The organism is Flavobacterium sp. 102 (assembly GCF_003634615.1).
GTDB lineage: Bacteria > Bacteroidota > Bacteroidia > Flavobacteriales > Flavobacteriaceae > Flavobacterium.
Genome location: NZ_RBKX01000001.1, coordinates 258008 through 278350, shown reverse-complemented (window position 1 = coordinate 278350; position 20343 = coordinate 258008). Strand labels below are relative to the sequence as shown.

16 protein-coding genes and 1 tRNA gene are annotated in these 20343 nt (G+C 36.2%); 5 read left to right on the top strand and 12 right to left on the bottom strand.

The window, feature by feature from the left end; genetic code table 11:
- Nucleotides 1-85: 85 nt before the first annotated feature.
- Nucleotides 86-535: a GatB/YqeY domain-containing protein gene (locus tag C8C84_RS01275; protein ID WP_121311803.1), complete on the top strand. Its 450-nt coding sequence runs from the start codon at nt 86-88 to the stop codon at nt 533-535.
- Nucleotides 536-556: 21 nt separating this feature from the next.
- A tRNA-Arg gene (locus C8C84_RS01270) sits at nt 557-630 on the top strand.
- A gap of 125 nt (nt 631-755) precedes the next feature.
- On the opposite strand, the gene C8C84_RS01265 is transcribed toward C8C84_RS01270, so the two are convergent.
- Nucleotides 756-1253 carry a hypothetical protein gene (locus C8C84_RS01265; protein WP_121311802.1) on the bottom strand — a complete coding sequence of 166 codons (498 nt, stop codon included), beginning with the start codon at nt 1251-1253 and terminating at the stop codon, nt 756-758.
- 191 nt (nt 1254-1444) lie between these two features.
- Here C8C84_RS01265 and C8C84_RS01260 point away from each other — a divergent pair, with 191 nt between their 5' ends.
- The gene (locus C8C84_RS01260; RefSeq protein ID WP_121311801.1) at nt 1445-2248 is read left to right on the top strand and encodes a zinc-dependent peptidase; all 804 of its coding nucleotides are present in this window, start codon (nt 1445-1447) and stop codon (nt 2246-2248) included.
- Between the two features lie 3 nt (nt 2249-2251).
- On the opposite strand, the gene C8C84_RS01255 is transcribed toward C8C84_RS01260, so the two are convergent.
- The 7 genes from C8C84_RS01255 to C8C84_RS01225 are packed head-to-tail and all read right to left on the bottom strand — an operon-like array spanning nt 2252 to nt 11727.
- Nucleotides 2252-3913: a sodium/sugar symporter gene (locus tag C8C84_RS01255; protein ID WP_121311800.1), complete on the bottom strand. Its 1662-nt coding sequence runs from the start codon at nt 3911-3913 to the stop codon at nt 2252-2254.
- Between the two features lie 10 nt (nt 3914-3923).
- Nucleotides 3924-4973, bottom strand: a complete 1050-nt coding sequence (locus C8C84_RS01250) for a UDP-glucose--hexose-1-phosphate uridylyltransferase (RefSeq protein ID WP_121311799.1) — start codon at nt 4971-4973, stop codon at nt 3924-3926.
- On the bottom strand, nt 4954-6141 hold the full coding sequence (galK, locus tag C8C84_RS01245; protein WP_121311798.1) for a galactokinase: 1188 nt from the start codon (nt 6139-6141) through the stop codon (nt 4954-4956). Before galK ends, C8C84_RS01250 begins: the two co-directional genes overlap by 20 nt.
- A gap of 19 nt (nt 6142-6160) precedes the next feature.
- Nucleotides 6161-8587, bottom strand: a complete 2427-nt coding sequence (gene galA / locus C8C84_RS01240) for a beta-galactosidase GalA (protein ID WP_121311797.1) — start codon at nt 8585-8587, stop codon at nt 6161-6163.
- Between the two features lie 4 nt (nt 8588-8591).
- Nucleotides 8592-9605, bottom strand: coding sequence for a glycosyl hydrolase 53 family protein (locus tag C8C84_RS01235; protein WP_233549696.1), 1014 nt, complete (start codon nt 9603-9605; stop codon nt 8592-8594).
- 2 nt (nt 9606-9607) lie between these two features.
- The gene (locus C8C84_RS01230) at nt 9608-10678 is read right to left on the bottom strand and encodes a glycosyl hydrolase 53 family protein (protein WP_121311796.1); all 1071 of its coding nucleotides are present in this window, start codon (nt 10676-10678) and stop codon (nt 9608-9610) included.
- Nucleotides 10679-10680: 2 nt separating this feature from the next.
- Nucleotides 10681-11727, bottom strand: a complete 1047-nt coding sequence (locus C8C84_RS01225) for an aldose epimerase family protein (RefSeq protein WP_121311795.1) — start codon at nt 11725-11727, stop codon at nt 10681-10683.
- 103 nt (nt 11728-11830) lie between these two features.
- Between C8C84_RS01225 and C8C84_RS01220 the strand changes: the two genes are divergently transcribed.
- A complete protein-coding gene (locus tag C8C84_RS01220) occupies nt 11831-12829 on the top strand; it encodes a GntR family transcriptional regulator (protein WP_121311794.1) in 999 nt (332 codons plus the stop codon).
- Between the two features lie 6 nt (nt 12830-12835).
- Here the strand turns inward: C8C84_RS01220 and rpe are convergent, their stop codons facing one another.
- The 4 genes from rpe to C8C84_RS01200 form a co-directional block, all read right to left on the bottom strand.
- Nucleotides 12836-13501 (bottom strand): ribulose-phosphate 3-epimerase, encoded by a 666-nt coding sequence (gene rpe / locus C8C84_RS01215; RefSeq protein ID WP_121311793.1) that lies wholly within the window; start codon nt 13499-13501, stop codon nt 12836-12838.
- 416 nt (nt 13502-13917) lie between these two features.
- Nucleotides 13918-14781, bottom strand: a complete 864-nt coding sequence (locus tag C8C84_RS01210; protein ID WP_121311792.1) for an RNA polymerase sigma factor RpoD/SigA — start codon at nt 14779-14781, stop codon at nt 13918-13920.
- Nucleotides 14782-14863: 82 nt separating this feature from the next.
- On the bottom strand, nt 14864-18460 hold the full coding sequence (locus tag C8C84_RS01205; protein WP_121311791.1) for a hypothetical protein: 3597 nt from the start codon (nt 18458-18460) through the stop codon (nt 14864-14866).
- Between the two features lie 24 nt (nt 18461-18484).
- Nucleotides 18485-19447, bottom strand: coding sequence for a hypothetical protein (locus C8C84_RS01200; protein ID WP_121311790.1), 963 nt, complete (start codon nt 19445-19447; stop codon nt 18485-18487).
- A gap of 103 nt (nt 19448-19550) precedes the next feature.
- Between C8C84_RS01200 and C8C84_RS01195 the strand changes: the two genes are divergently transcribed.
- Nucleotides 19551-20306 carry a hypothetical protein gene (locus C8C84_RS01195; protein ID WP_121311789.1) on the top strand — a complete coding sequence of 252 codons (756 nt, stop codon included), beginning with the start codon at nt 19551-19553 and terminating at the stop codon, nt 20304-20306.
- Nucleotides 20307-20343: the final 37 nt, after the last annotated feature.

Genomic DNA, 20343 nt, shown 5'->3' with positions numbered 1-20343 from the left:
ATACTTGCTACAATCGGGGCTAAAAAGTCATAATTTTTAGAAAAATCTAAAAATCTAATAAGTCTAACAATCTAATAATCTAAATATGAGTTTAGAAACACAAATCATGGACGAAATGAAAAACGCCATGAGAGCCAAAGATACAGTCGCTTTAGAAGCGTTAAGAGCGATTAAATCGGGTATTATTTTAGCCAAAACCGAAGCCGGTGCCAGCGAAACTTTATCTTCTGAAGACGAAATCAAATTATTGCAACGTTTGGTAAAACAAAGAAAAGACAGCGCTAATATTTATACTGAGCAAAATCGCGCCGACTTAGCTGAACCTGAATTAGCGCAAGTAGCCGTAATCGAAAAGTTCCTGCCGGCACAATTATCAGAAGCAGAAGTGGAAGCAATCGTTTCGAAAATCATCACTGAAGGTGGGTTTTCAGGTATGGCTTCCATGGGACAAGTTATGGGGAAAGCCTCAGCAGCCTTGGCCGGAAAAACGGATGGTAAAACCGTTTCGACTATCGTTAAAAAATTATTAACATAATATAGTCTAACTCTCTAAAATGGCTCCGTAGTTCAACTGGATAGAATATCAGATTTCGGCTCTGATGGTTGCAGGTTCGAACCCTGCCGGGGTCACACATAAATAGAATAGCCGATAAAATGTCCAAGTTTACTTGAGCATTTTATTGGCTGTTTTATTTTCAAAGCGGAGCTTTGTCTGGGAAGACGAAGTCAACCCTGCGTATTTTCAAAACGTAAATTTATAATTTGTTGAATAACTTATCAATTTGCTTTTGGGTTAACCATACTGTTGTTCCGCCTTCTTCGCCATTGTTATAACTTATCTTCATCTTCACGCTGGCAATATTCATGGCTTTTGTGAATTGAAGGCTCACTGTTTCATTGGGCAATTCAATCTTAATATCTTCTTTCGGTTGAGCTGTAAGACCATCTTTGATAACAGAATAAAATCCTTCTAAGGCATCATCAATATCTTTAAAGCTGAAGGTTTTGAATTCAGCTATTTGGGGCTTATTGTTATTCTGGTATTTAAAGGTAACTAAGTCACCAGTCTTCGTAATTTCTACGGTACTCAAAGTCGGTGTTCCCACCTTACCGATAAGAACTGGTTTTGCTTCAGTCTTGGCAACCTTTATTTGGGCGTTGGTTGCAAGGACAATAAATAGAAACGATAATAATAGTATCTTTTTACTCACAAGAGTTGATTTTTTTTGGTGTTCGTGAATCTTCGATTTCATAGTGTAGTAAGTTTTGATAAAAGTAAAAAAAAAATCTTATTTGTTGAAATAAGATTCTTTAGTGTTTCATTTTGTTACACGACAGCCGAATCAATCCAATATAAAATTTAAAGTATATTGTTCGGTAGAAACCCTTCGCGTTCATATTAAAAGCTAAAGAATTTCTTGAGCTTTTTTTATATCTTTAGCCAATGGGTATTCTTATTATGGTTTTTGTCTTAGGAGCAGGTTTCCTATATTCTTTCATGTTTATCATGAGTTTTTTGGATGATATTTCGATTGCTATTTTGAATCGACCGCTTTATGTTCATTTGTATATGAATACCAAAAAGATAAACGATGATGAGGAATTTTTCCTAAGGCAGAATTTTCCTTTCTACAGCAAACTTTCAGACAAGCACAAAGTATATTTTCACCACCGCTTGGCCTCTTTTAAGGAGAAATATGAATTTATTCCCAGAGAAGATATTGTAATTACAAGAGAAATGCAAACGCTGATTGCCGGAACTTATGTGATGCTGACTTTCGGAATGCGACGTTACTTGATTGATACTTTTGACAAAATAATAATCTATCCCGAAGAATATTATTCAAATAATACGGAACAATACCATAAAGGAGAATTCAATCCGAGAATGAAGGCGGTGGTTTTTTCATGGAAAGATTTTATTGCAGGATACGAAATCGATAATGACAATTTAAACTTAGGAATCCATGAGTTCTCTCATGTTATTCATCACCATAGTTTGCGAAGCGACGATGGTAGCTCGTTGGCTTTTCGAAAACAGCATAGTCGACTTCATAAAGAAGTAAATCATCCGCCTAACCGACAAAAATTAATAGATTCCGAGTACTTTCGAATTTATGCTTACACCAATCATTTTGAATTCATTTCAGTGATTATTGAGCATTATTTTGAAACACCTAATGAATTTAAGATGCAATTTCCGGAATTATTCCAACATGTCAGTAAAATGCTGAATCATAAACATTAATGGTTACCAAAACTTAGCATATAAAAACACCAAAATCAACATAATGGCAAAAGCACTAATATTAAAAGAAGCACTTGTTTTAAAAGTGTTTTTGTGCAATATGAAACCTTTCGAGTCATCCTCGCCTTTGTTTTGTATCCAACTTATAGCCATAATAATGAGTATAGTAATTAATGTGGTGTAACCCATTTGGTCTAAGAATGGAATGTTGGGAAATACCGATTCTAATGAAGTGCCATTAGCCCAACCTTTTGGCCCGACTTTGAAAAACATTGCCACCGGAATCGATAGTAGAGCACCCCAAATAGCTGCTTGGTTAGTGGTTCTCTTCCAAAATAATCCCAAAAGGAAAATGGCTAAGATGCCCGGACTGACTACTCCGGTATATTCTTGGATGAATTGAAATGCTTGGTTGATTCCGCCTAAAAGTGGCGCTACAATCGCTCCAATCGCCAAAGCTACCGCAGAAGTTATCCGCCCAACTTTAACCGTGTTCTTGTCATCAGAATTTTTGTTGATGTATTGTTTGTAAATATCCATGGTAAAAATAGTGGAAGTGGAATTCAACATAGAAGCAAGTGAAGAAACTATCGCCGCTGTTAAAGCTACAAAAGCCAATCCTTTTAAACCGGCAGGCAAAAATTGAATTAACCAAGGGTAAGCCTTGTCAGCAGCGCCATCACTCGGAATGTTTAACAAACCTTCGGTTCCCAATCGGGCTAACATCTCAGGATCATTAACAATCACAAAGGCGGCAATCCCCGGAATTACTACGATAAATGGGATGATTAACTTTAAGAAAGCGGCTAACACAATTCCTTTTTGTGCTTCTTTTAAAGATTTTGCTGCCAAAGCTCTCTGAATAATATATTGGTTAAAACCCCAATAATAAAGATTGGCAACCCAAAGTCCGCCAACTAAAACTCCAATTCCCGGAAGATTGATATATTGTGGATTTGATTCGTCCAATATCATGGAAAATTTTTGTGGTGCTTTGTCGTAGATGATGCCCAATCCATCTAACATTCCGTTTCCGTTAGAAACAGTATCTAAGGCTAAATAGGTGGTTGCCAATCCGCCAAAAATTAGAAAAATCACTTGTATGGCATCGGTCCAAGCAATGGAGGCCAAACCTCCGTAAATAGAATAAGCTGCCGCAAACAAGGATAATCCTAAAATCGCATAAAACATATCAACACCCATGATGGTATTCATAGCCAAAGCACCTAAATACAATACCGAAGTGATATTTACAAAGACATACAAAGCCACCCAAAATACGGCTAAAATGGTTTTTAAATTAGTGGAAAATCGCTTTTCAACAAACTCCGGAATGGTATACAATCCTTTCTCAATAAAAATAGGTAAAAAGAATTTTCCAACTATGATTAAAGTGATTGCAGCCATCCATTCGTAAGAAGCAATTGCCAAACCAACAGCATAACCAGAACCAGACATACCAATAAATTGTTCAGCCGATATGTTTGCAGCAATCAAAGAAGTTCCGATTGCCCACCATGGAAGTGATTTACTGGCTAAAAAATAATCCTCCGCATTTTTTTGATGTCCTTTTTTATCTCTCGACATCCAAAGACCAACGCCTAGGATTAAAAGTGCATAAGCGATAAATACGATATAGTCAATGGTTTCAAATCCTGTGTTCATATCTGGTTTTTTAGTGGTTTTGTTTGTAGTGAATGTTTGGTAAGTCTCTTAAAATCTTGGCACTTTGTTCCGGTGAAATATCGCGTTGTGCTTCGCCGAGCATTTCGTAGCCCACCATAAATTTCTTTACAGTCGCACTGCGTAATAATGGCGGATAAAAATGCATATGAAAATGCCATTCGGGATGCGAAACCCTGTCGGTTGGCGCTTGGTGAATACCGGAAGAATAAGGAAAAGACATTTCAAAAAGATTGTCGTATTTCACCGTAATCCCTTTGATGATTTCGGCAAAAGCTCTAGTTTCTTCATTACTCATCGCGATGATATTGCCAAAATGCCTTTTGCTGATAATAATCGTTTCATACGGCCAAGTTGCCCAAAAAGGAACCAAAACTACAAAGTGCTCGTTCTCTAAAACGATGCGTTCCTGTTTTTTTAATTCTTGTTCTAAATAATCTTTAAGTAAACTAGTTCTGTTTTTTTCGTGATAGATACGAAGGTTTTTTTGTGTTTTTTCTACTTGTGTCGGTAAAGAAGATTGCGCCCAAATTTGTCCATGCGGATGCGGATTACTGCAACCCATAACGCTTCCTTTGTTTTCGAAAATTTGAACATAATTGATAAAATCGTGGCTGCCCAACTCGATGTATTGTGCTGCCCAGGTTTGGACTACTTTTTCAATAGCTTCGACTTCCATCTCGGGTAATGTCAGGTTGTGTTTGGGGGAAAAACAAACGACTTTATTAATGCCGCGTTCCGGTTTTAATTGGAACAGCGATTGTTCTTTGCTTTCAAAATTTACTTCTTCTTTAAGCAAAGCCGAAAAGTCATTTTCAAAGACATAACAATCGGCGTAATCTGGGTTTTTTATGCCATTGGCACGAACATTTCCGGCGCACAAATAGCAAGCTGTGTCGTGTTCAGGTCGATTGTCTTCATGAACGGTTTCTTTCTGGCCTTGCCACGGACGCTTGGCGCGATGCGGCGAAACCAATATCCATTCGTCAAGCAAAGGATTGTATCTTCGGTGTGGATGCTCGTTATGGTTGAATTGTGTCATTTTCGGTTTTGTAAAGCGAGGTGCCTTTTGATATTTTTACTTTGTAAGCTTTTAATTCGATGCCAAAAGCGTTGCGGTATTGGGCTGAAATTTTTTCGATGAGTTCTTTTTCTGAACCTTTTTCAATTAAATTAATCGAACAACCCCCAAATCCACCGCCCATCATTCTTGATCCTAAGACTGATTTTTCATGCTGAACCGCATCGACTAAAAAGTCAATTTCATCACAACTTACTTCATAGTCTTTGGACAAACCTTGATGGGTTTTCAACATCAATTGGCCTAATCTTTTAAAATCTGAATTCGCTAATGAATCCGCAGCATCTAAAACACGTTGGATTTCTTTGACCACAAAATGACAACGTCTGAAAATAACTTCTCCCAAAGTTGCTTTCAGTCTTAAAACCATGTCTTCCGTACAATCTCTGAAGGTGTTTACTTGTGGAAAATGTTGTTTTATAATCGCTAATCCTTGTTCCACTTCTTGTCTTCTGACATTGTAGCCCGAAGTCAAATGGGTGTGTTTTACATTGCTGTCCAATAAAAGTAACGAATATTTCTTGAAATCAGCTTTGTAATATTGATATTCCAAAGTATTGCAATCGAGTTTGATGACGCTGTTTTTTTTGCCAAAAACCGAGGCGAATTGGTCCATAATACCACAATTCACACCGACAAAAGTGTGTTCCGATTTTTGACCGATAAGTGCGATTTCTTCTTTGGTTAAACCCAAATTGAACAGTTTGTTCATTGCGTAACCAATACCACATTCTAAAGCGGCTGAGGAAGAAAGTCCCGCGCCCATTGGGATTGTGCTGCTGAATACGATGTTGAAACCTTTGGTCAAGCCTTTGCCTTTCAATTGGTGCAATACGCCTAAAATGTAGTTGACCCACATTTTGTCAATAGGTTTTAATAGGTCGTTTAAATCAAATTGGTAAGCTTCGTTTAAATCTTTGGCTACCAGTGTACATTCTGAATTGTTATTTTTTGAAATCGCAAAACAGATGTATTTATTGATAGCGGCGGGCATTACAAAACCATCATTGTAATCAACGTGTTCGCCAATGATATTGATTCTTCCCGGTGACAGGAAGATGGTTTCGGGTGTTTTTTGAAAGATCTTTTCAAAATGTTCCGTTGTATGTTGGATTAATTTCTTCTTCATGAATATTGAAACGAATTTTTTATTTAAGTGTGATTGTGACTGAAGCTGATTTTAAGCCGTTGGCTTTTGCTTCTAAAGTTACTTTCCCTGATGTTTTTCCAGCTAAAATGATTACTTGACATTTTCCGTTGAACGTACTTCTTTGCCAAGCGCCATCTCGGCATTTATCCGGTTCGTGAGAACTTGGATCACCATTGCCCACGCCAATGATTTTCGCATCTCCGGTAAGGTAAAATTTTACCATATTATCGGCAATAGGCACTTCGCGTCCTTTGTCATCCGTAATAGAAATGTTGACTACTGTAGCATCTTTTCCATCGGCGGTTAAAATGGTTTTGTCTGGTGTCAACACTACATTGTAGGCAGTTCCGGTGGTTTCTACTTTTGATGTTATTTTTTTACCTTTTTTGTAGCCAATTGCTTCCAGTGTTCCAGGTTCGTAATTGACTTGCCATTTCAAGTGGCTGTTTCTTGGCATTGTTTTTTTGCCTAAAGTTTTTCCGTTAAGAAATAATTCAACTTCCTCTGCATTTGAATTTACCCAAACATCGATTGGTTTACCCATTTTTTCCGGCCAGTTCCAATGAGGAGAAATGTGTAAAACATCTTCTTTTGTCCACCAACTTTTATAGTAGTAATAAATGTTTTTCGGGAAACCGCAAACATCCATAATTCCGAAATGCGAACTGATATTTGGCCATTTATAAGGTGTTGGTTCCCCGCGATAATCGAATCCTGTCCATACATAACCGCCCAACCAAAAATCATTTTCGGCGGCTAATTTCCACCAGGTTTCGGCTTTACTTGCCCACCATGGATGGGTGATGTCTTGATCGGGTACATAAGCTCTAATGCTGTCTTTTTCATAAATGCCACGAGTCGTTACCGTGCTTCCCATTTCGGTTCCGAGTAAAGGTTGGTTGGGATGATCACGATGGTAATCAGCTACAGCATATTCACGATAATTGAAACCGCGAATTGGAATTACTTCGTTTACTCCTTTGTAATCATTGGCCATATCCGCGGCATAAGTACTGGTTCTTGTTGGGTCTAAATCTTGTTGAATGGCTAAAAGGGTTTGTGCAATTTTTTTACCGTAGTCGTTACCTTGAATATTTTGTTCTTCATTTCCTATGGACCATAAAAATACGGATGGATGATTTCTATCGCGTTTGATTAATCGTTTGAATTGGTCTACATATTCCGGACTACTATTTAACAAACGTTGCTCATCTATAACCAACATTCCTAAGCTATCACAAGCGTCCAAAAGTTCCGGAGTTGGTGCATTGTGGCTTGCTCTATAACTGTTTGAACCCATTTCTTTCAATAACTTTATGCGATAATATTGCATGTAATCGGGTAATGCGCTCCCAATTCCGGCGTGGTCTTGGTGGTTGTTGGTGCCTTGAATTTTGAGGTGTTTTCCGTTCAAGAAAAACCCTTTATTGGCATCGAATTTTACGGTTTTGATTCCGAAACGCGTTTTGGTTTGGTGTATAATTTGGTTTCCTGATTTTACCACTGAAATCACTCGGTACAAATAGGGATCTTCTAACGACCAAAGGCGAGCATTATTCAAATTTAATTTTTGTTTAACGGTTGTGTTTTTATGAATGCCCAAAGCAATTTTTTGCTCTGAAGTTTTGGCTAAAACTTTTCCGTTTCTATCAGTAATATAGGCGTAAACCGAACCGTTTAAAGTTTTTAAATTGTTGTTTTGAACGGTAGTTTCAATGTTTACTATTGCATTTTTTCCTTTTACTTCGGAATGTACAAAAATACCGTCTTCCGGGATAAAAACTTTATCGGTTATGTTTAACCAAACATGTCTGTAAATTCCGGCGCCTTCGTAGAACCAGCCTTCATATTGTGTGGCATCAACTCGAACAACCAATACATTATCGCCTTCAAAATTGATATAATCAGTTACATCATAAGAATTGCCAACGTAACCGCTAAAATTGGTGCCGACATAAAATCCGTTAATCCAAATTTCGGCATTTCTGTAAATTCCATCAAATTGAACTTCGAAGCGTTTGTTGCTTTTTGATTTATCTACTGTGAAATGTTTGCGATACCAACCAATACTAGTTTCTGTATAGATTCCGCCAACTGGTTTGTAACCATGACTGTCCATTTCTACTTGAGGAGAATTTACAAAAGGAAGTTCCACAACCCAATCGTGAGGAACGTTTACTGAAGTCCATGTAGTATCAACAAATTTGGGATTGACCACTGTGGTAGCAAAGACATTTGATTTATGCAACAAAGCAGTTTTACTGTAATCAAAATCTTTTTCCGGATTAGCGGAATGACCAAAATGGAACTTCCAATCTTCGTCAAGACTTATTTTTTCTTGTGCTTTTACAGTTGAAAAATTTAATATCAAACAAGAAATCGATAAGAATACTTTTCCTAAAGTAGGGGATAAAATATTTTTCATATTTTTAATTTTCTTTAAAAGCATCCAAAGCTGGTGAAGGTTTGCCATCCGCTTGCCAAGCACTTAAGGCGTAATGACTCCAGCTTCTGGCACCTTGTGGTTCCCAATATAGAACGCCAATTCCTTTGTTGTTTGGTACATTTTTTACGGCTTTAATGGTAGCTGCTAAAAGTTCGTAGGTGTTTTGCACTTTGTCATCTTCGCCACCAACTTCTACAATCATTACTTCTTTTCCGTAGCGTTTGGCCATATCGTTTAGGTTGAATTGTAAATCGGCTATGGTTTCACTATAATCTTTTTTAATCCAATACGGATAGTAAGACAATCCAATTACGTCATATCGCACTTTTTGTTCCGTAGCATTGTCGAAAAATTTTCTGAATTTGGCGTTGTTGTTTCCTTCATCGACATGCACAATTACTTTGATGTTTTTGTCAACGGCTTTGACAGCATCGTAGCCTTTGTTTAATAACTGTCCGAGTTGTTTCCAATTGTCTGTGCTGCCTTCCGGCCACATCATACCGCCGGGAATTTCGTTTCCGACTTGTACCCATTCCGGGGTAACACCGGCGACTTTTAGAGCATTGATAACGTCAAAAGTATGATTGTAAACATCGTTTAATAATTCAGGGAAAGAATGTTTTTCCCAAGCTTTTGGTTTGAATTGTTTCGCCGGATCAGCCCAAGAATCAGAGTAGTGGAAGTTAATCATAATTCGGAAGCCCATTTTTTGGGCGCGTAATGCCATAACTACCGTTTCTGCTGCACTGCAATGACCGCTGGCTTTGTCATCATTTGGATTCACCCAAACACGTAAGCGAATGGAGTTCATCCCACGGTCTTTTAGTAATTGCAAGCAGTCTTTCTCACTTCCGTCGGAGTCATAAAACTTATAACCAGTAGCTTCCATTTGCGGTAACCAACCGACATCGGCGCCTTTAGCAAAATTGTTGTCTTGAGAATTTCCAGTCACTGTAAATAGTAATGTTACAGCTATGATTTGAAATATCATTTTCATAATTAATTGGCATTAAACACCTCCATAACCGGAAGTGAATTGTTGTTGAAATCCCATAAGGCTTGGTTTTCCCATGAAGAACCATTGGTTGATGTTGGTCCTCTGAAAGCTATCCATTCGCTTCCCCAATAGCAAAACCCAATGCCGTGAGTACTTTGATTTACTGTATTTTTTATAGTGGAAAGGAATCCTTTTTGGCCAGTTTCTGTTGCCGGAAAAGCAGGTAGAATTTGACTTGGTAATCCGATAATGTTGTTGGTATAATCATTGTATCCGAAAGTAAACGGGTAAGCGGTCTCGGCTATTATTACTTTTTTATCATACAATTGACCCAAAGTATTCATGGTATTTTGTAAAGTAACCAAACTGGTTCCGTGCCAAATAGGATAATAAGAAAGACCAATATAGTCATAATCAATGTTGGCTACTTTACTGAAATACCAATCTGAACCTGAAATTCCGGCGTGGTGTAACATGATTTTTGTGGTTGTAGATTTGCTTCTTATGGCTGAACTTGCGCTTGAAACGAGTTCTAAATATTGACTTTCGTTAGTTGATAATCTGCCTTCCGGCCAAAGCATACCGTCATTGGTTTCGTTTCCGATTTGGATTATGTCGGGATTAATTTCGGTCATCACCAAATTGGTGTAATCCGTAACGGCTGTTTTAAGATTGGTAAATGTCATGCTTTGCCAAGCCACTGGTTTGGTTTGATTTCCCGGATCAGCCCAAGTGTCAGAGTAATGAACGGTTAGCCAAACTTTTAAACCTGCGGCTTTTACTCTTAGAGCAAAGGCTTTTACTTCTGCCATGCCACAATGAGCATCTGACGGGTTTTGCCAAAGGCGCATTCGGATTGCATTACAGCCTGCATTTTTTAAAGTGGTAATTGCATCTTCGTTTACTCCGTTGTGTTTGTAAACGGTGCCTTCGCTTTCGATTAAGGGTAAATAAGACATATCGGCACCACGAATAAATTCGTCTTCCACAACAGGCAGTTCCTGTTCTGAGTTGCTGTCAGAGGAACAAGAAAATAACGAGATGGAGAATAAAATAAAAAGTAACTTTTTCATAATTATAGATTTTGAAATTTGAATGTCGTTTGGTGTAAATATTCTTCGTTCTTTCTCAAGACTGAGTTTGGAAAATGATTATGATTTGGTGCGTCGGGAAAATTTTGTGTTTCAAAACAAATAGCACTGGTTGGATGATAATCGGTGTTTTCTTTTCCTTTTATTTGGCCAAAACAATTGCCGCCAACATAAATGTGAACTCCGGGTTGATTGGTGGAAACTATCATTTTTATGTTAGAGTTTTCGCTGTAAAGTGTAGCCGCTTCTTTGCTTTCTAGAACAAAAGTGTTGTCAATGGATGTTGGACAATTTTTAAGACTTGAGAAGTCGAAAGCGTGATTTTTTAAATTAATATAATTTCCGGTTGGGATTAATTCTTTTGTGGTTTCCAGTATGTTTTTGGCATTGATAAAAAGCTTTTGATTGGCTATGTCCTTTGAATGTCCGTCAAGGTTGAAATAACTGTGTTGGGTTAAGTTGATTATAGTGTCTTCGGTTGATTTGGCCTGAAAAGTCACTTTTAGTTCGTTGTTTTCGGTTAAAGTACAAGTAACTTTTACATTTAATTCTCCCGGAAAATTCTCTTCGTTATCAGCACTTGTATATTCTAATGTGATTGAAGGGTTTAATTCTGTTTTAATTGAGCTTATTTCCCAAAGTTTTTGGCTAAAGCCATTTAATCCACCATGAATTTGATGCGAATTGTGATTCTTGGTTAGCTGTATTTTTTCTCCATTCAATTTAAAAGCAGCATTGTTAATCCTGCCGGCATATCTTCCCACAACGCTTCCCAGATATGGAGCACTAGGTAAATCAAATGAATCGATATATTTTTCCAAGGTGTCAAAGCCCAAAACGACATCGATTTTTTCTCCGTTTAAAGTAGGAATTTTTAATGACGTAATCGTTGCGCCATAATTGATTACCGAACATTCCATGCCTTTTTTATTGACCAAAGTATAGCAAAGAACCTCTTTATTGTCAGGAGTTAATCCAAACAATTTCGCATTTTTATTATTGTAAATTTGTGAATAACGATTTTTTATCATAATTTTTTTATCAATCCGATAACGAAATTATTGTTTTATCTTTTTCGTCCATACCACTACCTACCAGTTTTTTTGTAACTTACCACCAGTTAATTGTATTTAGATGAAAATCATTAATATAAACAGTCAATCAGCCCAGCCAAAATACAAACAGATAGTGTTGTCTGTTGAAATGGCTATTGCCGAAACACGATTGAAACGCGATGACAAATTGCCTTCGGTGAATAAAGTAAGTTTAGAGTTTTCTATTTCTCGTGACACGGTTTTATTGGCCTATGACGAACTGAAAAAAAGAGGTATTATTTATGCGGTTTTAGGTAAAGGTTATTATGTGAAAAGTGTTGAGTTTACTCTAGAACAAAGGATTTTTTTGCTATTTGATGAGTTAAATGCGTTTAAGGAAGATTTGTATACTTCCTTTATTTATCATGTGAATAAGAACTTTCAGATTGACATTTTCTTTCATCATTTCAATTTGGAGATGTTTAAAAAATTGGTCAATGATAGTAAAGGCAATTATTCGAAATACATCATAATGCCATCCAATCTTGAAATTCCGAATGATGTTATTAAGGCATTGCCTTTGAACGATACATACATTTTAGACCAAACCAATGAGGCTTTGAGTGAATATCCTACAGTTTATCAGGATTTTGTAACGGATATGTATGATGGACTAATGGATGGATTAGAGAAAATAAAAAACTATGACGAGTTGATATTGATCTTTCCCGGAAATAAAGAACCGGTTGGAATGGTTGCCGGTTTTTACAAGTTTTGTTCTGAAAATAAATTCCAAAATTCAGTTGTGTCGACTTTTGAAAATGACGAGATTAAAAAAGGGAGTTTGTTTATTATTCCAAGTGACAGGCATTTGGTGAATGTCATTGAGCAAGCTAAAACTCAGAGTTTGGTTTTAGGGATTGATTACGGAATTATATCCTACAATGATACTTCGTTGAAAAAGGTAGTAGAAAATGGCATTACTACCATTTCAACTGATTTTAATGAAATGGGAAAAATTTTGGCCGAAATGATTAATACTAATTTGAAGTCGCACATAAAGAACAACTCCAAATTAATATTGCGGCATTCTATTTAAGAAATTTTATAACGTTGTGATTTTTTTCAAATCGGCTATGGTTTGAATAGGATGTTCTGCTTTGAAAACAAAGTTTCCAGCGACTAAAACATCGGCTCCGGCTTGCACCAATTGTTTCGCATTTTTATCAGTAACACCACCATCAATTTCAATGATGGTTGACGCATTTTTGCGGATGATAAGTTCTTTCAACTTCTCAATTTTAGAGTAAGTGTTTTCAATAAAAGATTGTCCGCCAAAACCCGGATTTACACTCATGAGGCAAACCATATCAATGTCTTTGATGATATCTTCCAAAAGCGCCACATTCGTATGCGGATTCAAAGCAACACCGGCTTTCATGCCTTCGGCTTTGATGGCTTGTAAAGTTCGGTGTAAATGCGGGCAAGCTTCGTAGTGAACGGTTAAAATATTAGCGCCTATACCAGCGAAAGTTTTGATATATCGGTCAGGATCAACAATCATTAAGTGGACATCTATTGTTTTTTTTGCGTGTTTAGAAATGGCTTCCAAAACCGGCATTCCAAAAGAGATGTTCGGAACAAAAACACCATCCATAATATCGATGTGGAACCAATCGGCTTCACTGGCATTGATCATTTCGATATCACGTTGCAGGTTGGCAAAATCGGCTGCGAGCACTGATGGTGCAATAATTGTGTTTTTACTCATAGTAGTTATTTTTTTATTAGCATTCGTGAATCGCATAAAAGCGATTTCATTTTAAGAATGATGTTGTGTTGTTGATGCAAAATTAGTTTTTTAACCGCAAAGTTCGCAAGGTTTTTTCGCGAATCCCGAAGTTTCGGGACACAAAGAAAGTTTGGATTGAATTTTAGCAGGGTTTGCGTGAAGGATTGAGCCTTTGTTTGAGCTCTTTTTAGTTATGGAATAACTAAAAAAGCGAGTGGTGAAAGCCTGACCTGAAAGGGCACGCCATAAAAAATAAAACTCCGGAAACCCGAGCGTAGCGAACAGACTGGAGTTTTATTTGCCACGCAAAAAATAAAACTCCGGTAATCAGCCGGAGTTTCAATCATCAATCAAAAAACGAACAGTTAATCAGACTGTTGTTGTCGTTATTAGGATTATCCTAAATATGTTTTTAAAATTTTACTTCTTGAAGTATGTTTTAATCTTCTAATGGCTTTTTCTTTAATTTGACGCACACGCTCACGAGTTAAATCGAAAGTTTCTCCAATCTCTTCTAGAGTCATTGGATGTTGATCGCCTAAACCAAAGTACAAACGTACAACGTCTGCTTCTCTTGGCGTTAAGGTTTCTAGAGAACGTTCAATTTCAGTACGCAATGATTCGTGAATTAATTCTCTGTCCGGATTTGGCGATTCGCCTGAACGTAAAACGTCGTAAAGGTTAGAATCTTCTCCTTCTACAAGTGGTGCATCCATAGATAAGTGACGGCCGGAGTTTTTCATAGACTCTTTTACATCATTTACGGTCATGTCTAATTCTTTGGCAATTTCTTCAGCAGAAGGTGCACGTTCGTTAGATTGCTCTAATAAGGCGTACATTTTGTTGATTTTATTGATAGAACCAATTTTATTCAGAGGCAAACGTACAATACGAGATTGTTCCGCTAAAGCTTGAAGTATAGATTGACGAATCCACCATACGGCATATGAAATGAATTTAAAACCACGCGTTTCATCAAAACGTTGCGCTGCTTTTATCAAGCCTAAGTTACCTTCATTAATCAAATCGGGAAGAGTCAAACCTTGATTTTGGTATTGTTTTGCTACAGAAACCACAAAACGCAAATTAGCTTTGGTCAATTTTTCCAAGGCTCTTTGATCTCCGGCTTTAATTTTCTGTGCTAATTCAACTTCTTCATCGGCAGTAATTAAATCTACTTTTCCAATTTCTTGTAGGTACTTGTCTAAGGAAGCAGTTTCACGATTGGTTACCTGCTTGGTGATTTTGAGTTGTCTCATTTAATGTATCTCCTTTACTTTAAAGTGTTCAAGTGGTTGTACGTGTAAAAAAACAAAAAAGTTACAAAACCATAATGTTTTTTTAATCAAACCGGTCTTTGTACTTCTTGAACAGACTGTTCATTACCAATAATACGACCCCGACACCCAATAAAACCAAGGCTCTAATCAAAAAATCAGTGTTAGATAAATCAAAGAACATTAATCTTACAATACAAAGGCCAACTAAGGATAAAGAAACATAACGGAAATATTTTTCCTTGAGCATGATGCCCAAAATCAACAATCCTAAGGCTTCTAAAATCCAGAAGAAAGTCAGTATGCCTTTGTCGAATGAAAGATATAAGAAACAACCAATACTTAACGTTGCCGGATAGATCATCAGGCTGTTTTTGAGATTGAAATTTTCCATCCATTTGTAAGCTAAATAAATATAAATGCCCAAAAGCACGAATATTAAAAGATAAACCGGCAAGAAGTTAGGTTCGTAAAAATGGAAACTGATGATGCCCAAATGTACATTGGCCAATAAATAATACACAATGCTGATGTTCTTTTGCGGACTGATTTTTCGAAAATGCAAATACAGATTTAAGATAGCAGTTGTTGCCCAAAATACCGGAAGCCATTTGTGTTCTAATTGAGAAAACATGATGATGGATAGCCAAATATTAAGTACAATTTGGTAATTGGATTTTAAGGTTTCAATAGCTTCTTTTTTACTTAAAAGAATAACAAACAAGATTCCCATGACAACACTTCCTAATTGAAGCGTCCAATCGATTACTTCAAAATTGTTGAGTTTGTTAATGCTAAAGAATACGGAAGTTATGATTCCTAATAAACCAATTCCGGTAGCGAAATGAAGTTCTGTTTTGATTTTATTAGAAGTGATTAACCAGAAATTCAGTAACGCCAATCCCATAAATAAGACCGCAAGATATTTGAATTCGACTTGGATGAATAATAAAACTATTATCCAAAGGTTTTGGAGGTAAGGCAATAGTTTTGTGAAAAGTTTGCTTTCTTCTTTTTCGGTTTTTAATAATAAATAGTAATAGCCAATTGATATCAAAATACTAGCGGCTTGAGTGATATAAAGAATAGTTTTGTCAGTCGAATCAATATGGTCAATCGCTTGATGAATAGAGAATGCAACACCTACAATCATTAGTATAAAAGCATAGTTTTTATAGCGTTTAAACTCAATGAATTTTTGGAACGAAAGGAAGCTAATTATAGCTAAAACTGATAAAAGCACCGAACTGTATTCGATTTGTAAACAACAAAAACCAAATAACAGCGAATTGAAAAGTAATAATTCTGAATTCAAAAGATTAAAATGGTTCCAATTGGTAAGCGTTTGCTTCGCCTGTTCGCTAACGCTCGAGTCAGCCGTTTTGTTTTTGATTCTTTTGGCAAACAAAACATAAACTTCGACAATGGAAATTCCTAAACAGGTTAAACCGATTTCAGTATTGGTGAGTTTCCAAGAATGCCACAGCAATGTAAAGCTTCCTAAAAAGGCCAAGAAATAATAGAAAAGATAGAGTAATGTTTCATTTTCGACTACCAAATACTTCTTTTTGAAATTGAACCACAAAAATTCATGATTGAGTAAAGCAATGCCAAACAAACTAAAAATATGCAGTAGGTAATAATCTGATAAATATTTGAAAGACAACACCACCAAAACCGCATTGGAACCCAAAATACACAAGAACGGAATGAGAAAGACATTGTTGTAAAAGCGTTTTAGCGACCAGTTGAAACCAACAACAGCGAACAAACCTAAAGCAAACACTAAATCTGTGTATGATTGCTCTTGAGTGTTTAGTAAAAGTATTCCCGTGAATAAGCTCAATCCTAAAAAGAAGAGTCGTCCAATGTCAAATGTTTTAGAATCATAGGTTCGTTTCAGCAAACACCAAAGGAATCCCAAACCAATTACAATATAATAGAAGGAATTGCCAAATGCATCATCCATTTTCAGAATGACAAACATCGAAAACACTATTGAAAGCAATCCGTTTAAACTCAAACTCTTTTCGCCAAAAAATGAATCGACCGTTAAATATTCTTTCTTAATTACCGAGAAAATCGGTACAGCAAGTGAAATGATGGTCAGGGCAATTAAACTGGCTAAAGCACTCGTGATTTGGGTTTGTTCCAATGAACTACTGTATAGTAAGGCGGAAAAAATGATTAAAGCAAACGCCATAAAATGATTAATGCCGAGGAATATTTTATACAGCAAAGCTTCTTTTTGTTGGTAAACCGCAAACAAGCAAGCAATCGTAATTAGATATAAAATACAAGCAATAATATCAACACCAACATTCCAATCATTCAGCATGATAATACTTAGCGAAAAAAGGATAAAAGCGACCATTCCGTCTAAGTTATAAAGCCAAAATATCTTTTTCTTACGCGCTTTAATCGCCATAAAGAAACAAATAATCGCTCCGGCAAACAAAATAAAAGTTTTAAAATGACTTCCCGTAGAATGTAGAATTAAGCCAATGGCGAATAAAATCCAATTGGTTAAATGTGTAATAAAAGCAGCTTTGTCAAAATGCGTGTTTTCGTAAACACTTCTATATTGCATAAACATGCAACTAGTCGAGACCATTACGATTCCCAGAATAGCAAAGATGTTTTGTGTTGTGGTTAAAGTTGTTCCTTCGGCATTGAACCAAATATCGAAAATGATGAAAGCAATAATCACAATCAGCAAATGATATTCCCATTTTTCTTTATAAGACAACACAATTCCGATGGTTGATGTAATGGCTGCTAAGATAAAAGTGACCAATAATTTTTCGGGAATGACGCATAAAATCAGTAAGCTCAAAACCACATGAAGTGACAAAAATGTTTGCTGCTTGATGATGTAACCAACGTACAAATTGAGCGCAATTCCGAGTCCGATTAAAGAATAACCAAAGCCATTGTTATCAATAAATGTCAAGGCTTCTATTTGTGAAGCACCATAACAACCAAACAAAAACAAACTCGCGCCGGCACTTCGCAACCAAAGTCCGGTTTTGTTCCATTTTTCTTTTTTGGCCAAAATGTAATATGAACCAATGAGTAAACCGGCGTACAACCACAAGATTAAAACCCTGAAAATCGGCTCGACTTTTAATGCCGTATAAATACTCAAATAGCCAATGCCAAGCACCATAATGGCGGTTCCGAGAATTCCGGTCCAATTGTCGGCAAATTGCTTTTCCGCTTTTTTTAACAATAGAGAAAAAGTACTTTCTTGATAGATTTTCTCTTCAATAACTTTTTCAGGATAAACTTCTTCAACAATTGCTTTTGGCTTTTCAAATTTTGGTAATGGATGGCTTTCGTAGTTTAGTACCGGTAATTCAGGAATTTTTATTTCCTCAATTATCGGTTGTGGTTTGGGAACGGGAATGTCAATTGGAGTAATGGTTGTTATTACTTCTTCAGTTACAATTTCCGCTATTGGCTGAATAATAGTGTCAGTGGAAAGGGTTTGGCTTTCAATTGGGTTTTTAAGTGCTGAGACTTCTTTTTTTAAATCAGCGAGGTCTACAGAATATTTCTCCAGAATTGATTTTAAAAACTTATGGTCTCTTCTTAAATTATAGAAATTATTGAATAAGAAAAAAATACAGATTACTAAAATGAAAATGATAAACCCCATAATTCACAAAATTTAGGTTAGTTTTTAGAATAACAAATCGATTTGATTGTTTAATCGTTGCAAATAATAGTCAACTTTTTGATTTGCTTTGTTGAAAAAGAGCTTTCGGTCACGCGTTCCGGAAAGATTGAGTGACTTTGAGTTTTTCATTTGGTATTTAAAATATTCGGAAGCATTTTTGGTGGTATCCAAATCCTCCGTAATGAAATAGCCTAACAACGTATAAGGAATGAAAAGCTTACTTTTGACCTCATTTTTGACCAATACGCTATTGTTTAAAATCAATAAATCATTTTGGTACAAATGGTATTGAATGTCGTTTTGACTCGATTTTTCTTCAATATTGAGCAGCATTCTTTTAACATCCTGATAGAGTTCGGTCGCGTTGTTAATGCTGAGTAAACCTGATTCAAAAAAGTATAATATTTGTTGAATCGTACTGTTAATCGTAGTTTCATTCCAAATTTCATGAACTGTAGCTTTGGCAAAAACGTTTTGAATTAGTGAGGAATGTTCTTGAAGTTGACTGGAAATGGTAAAGCTTTCAAAAGAAGGAATATTCTCTTTTCCGATTAAAAGATTAAGCCATACATACAATTTGAATTTGGAAAGCAAGCTTCCACCAATAGTGTAAAACAACGGAATGTCTTTGGCTGAATAAAAAATGGAGAGATTTTCGGTATTGTTAAACTCACTCAAATGCGCCGCAGAATCTCGGAAGTACTGAACCAAATCGGCTTCCGAATTGACTTCTTTGGTTTTTTCAACGACCATTTTCTTTTCATTGTTGAAAATTGTGTCTAGCGACAAGTTATAATGTTGGCAAAGTAAAATAGTTTCGTCAATAGAAAACTTACTTTTTCCCGAAACCCTTCTGTGTGCCGCATCATAACTAATGTCTAATGCAACAGCAACAGCATCGTTTAAAGAACTCGATGTGGAAATCTGTTTTCGAATCTCGTTAAGAAGTGTTTCTTGGTTGTTCATATTTGCGATAATCACAAATGTAAAAATTATTTTAATTGCTTTTCGTTAAAATTATTGTAAATATCACAATAGTTTTGATTTGAATTTTAAAAATCAAATTATCATGAAAACAAGAATTTTATTGCTTTTGATTTTAACAACTAAAATCATTTATGCTCAAGACACCATTGTTCAACAAAACAGCATTTACCAACAACGATTTACTCCGGTCGAACAACACGCGCAATTTTTTGGCTTTACGCCAATGTCAAAAAAAATAAACAAAGTAAATTTTGCCTTCGGATTTGGCCATGTAGAAAACAGACGAATTGCCAATCAAACAATTAATGGCTTAAATTTAGAAGTAAATCCAGCGCCAATTGCCGGTGTTTTTGTGGCTTTTTTGGCAATTTTGCATTTACCGGATGTCATCGGAAATGCGGATTTGTCATCCCGTGGCGGCGGAGAAGGATTAAGAATAAAAAATTGGGAGCATACGCCACATGTAAAAGTCAACGGTTTAAATCTGAGTACAGGTTGCTTTTTTACGACGGCTAGTATGAATGGTTTGAATATTTCATTAGCCAATAAATTCAATGATTTCAATGGGGTTTCCGTTACTGTTTTGGGTACTATCATAGACCATCAAAACGGTGTTTCTGTTGGGGTATATAATGCTAATAATTCTTTAAAAGGAGCAACTGTTGGTCTTTTTAATCAATCTTACGAATTAAAAGGAGTTCATGTAGGTTTGATAAATGCAACCAAATACAATCGAGGTTTGCAAGTTGGTGTTTATAACCGTTCGTATTCCAAAGGATTTCAAATTGGTGTTTGGAATAAAAATGCCAAGCGTTCGTTTCCGATATTGAACTGGTAAAAATCAAAAACCCCGATTTCAAATTAGAATCGGGGTT

Bases quoted from the DNA above. Each gene is read 5' to 3' on its own strand.
- C8C84_RS01275 (WP_121311803.1), top strand. From the start codon at position 86: ATGAGTTTAGAAACACAAATCATGGACGAAATGAAAAACGCCATGAGA.
- C8C84_RS01265 (WP_121311802.1), bottom strand. From the start codon at position 1,253: ATGAAATCGAAGATTCACGAACACCAAAAAAAATCAACTCTTGTGAGT.
- C8C84_RS01260 (WP_121311801.1), top strand. From the start codon at position 1,445: ATGGGTATTCTTATTATGGTTTTTGTCTTAGGAGCAGGTTTCCTATAT.
- C8C84_RS01255 (WP_121311800.1), bottom strand. From the start codon at position 3,913: ATGAACACAGGATTTGAAACCATTGACTATATCGTATTTATCGCTTAT.
- C8C84_RS01250 (WP_121311799.1), bottom strand. From the start codon at position 4,973: ATGACACAATTCAACCATAACGAGCATCCACACCGAAGATACAATCCT.
- galK (WP_121311798.1), bottom strand. From the start codon at position 6,141: ATGAAGAAGAAATTAATCCAACATACAACGGAACATTTTGAAAAGATC.
- galA (WP_121311797.1), bottom strand. From the start codon at position 8,587: ATGAAAAATATTTTATCCCCTACTTTAGGAAAAGTATTCTTATCGATT.
- C8C84_RS01235 (WP_233549696.1), bottom strand. From the start codon at position 9,605: ATGAAAATGATATTTCAAATCATAGCTGTAACATTACTATTTACAGTG.
- C8C84_RS01230 (WP_121311796.1), bottom strand. From the start codon at position 10,678: ATGAAAAAGTTACTTTTTATTTTATTCTCCATCTCGTTATTTTCTTGT.
- C8C84_RS01225 (WP_121311795.1), bottom strand. From the start codon at position 11,727: ATGATAAAAAATCGTTATTCACAAATTTACAATAATAAAAATGCGAAA.
- C8C84_RS01220 (WP_121311794.1), top strand. From the start codon at position 11,831: ATGAAAATCATTAATATAAACAGTCAATCAGCCCAGCCAAAATACAAA.
- rpe (WP_121311793.1), bottom strand. From the start codon at position 13,501: ATGAGTAAAAACACAATTATTGCACCATCAGTGCTCGCAGCCGATTTT.
- C8C84_RS01210 (WP_121311792.1), bottom strand. From the start codon at position 14,781: ATGAGACAACTCAAAATCACCAAGCAGGTAACCAATCGTGAAACTGCT.
- C8C84_RS01205 (WP_121311791.1), bottom strand. From the start codon at position 18,460: ATGGGGTTTATCATTTTCATTTTAGTAATCTGTATTTTTTTCTTATTC.
- C8C84_RS01200 (WP_121311790.1), bottom strand. From the start codon at position 19,447: ATGAACAACCAAGAAACACTTCTTAACGAGATTCGAAAACAGATTTCC.
- C8C84_RS01195 (WP_121311789.1), top strand. From the start codon at position 19,551: ATGAAAACAAGAATTTTATTGCTTTTGATTTTAACAACTAAAATCATT.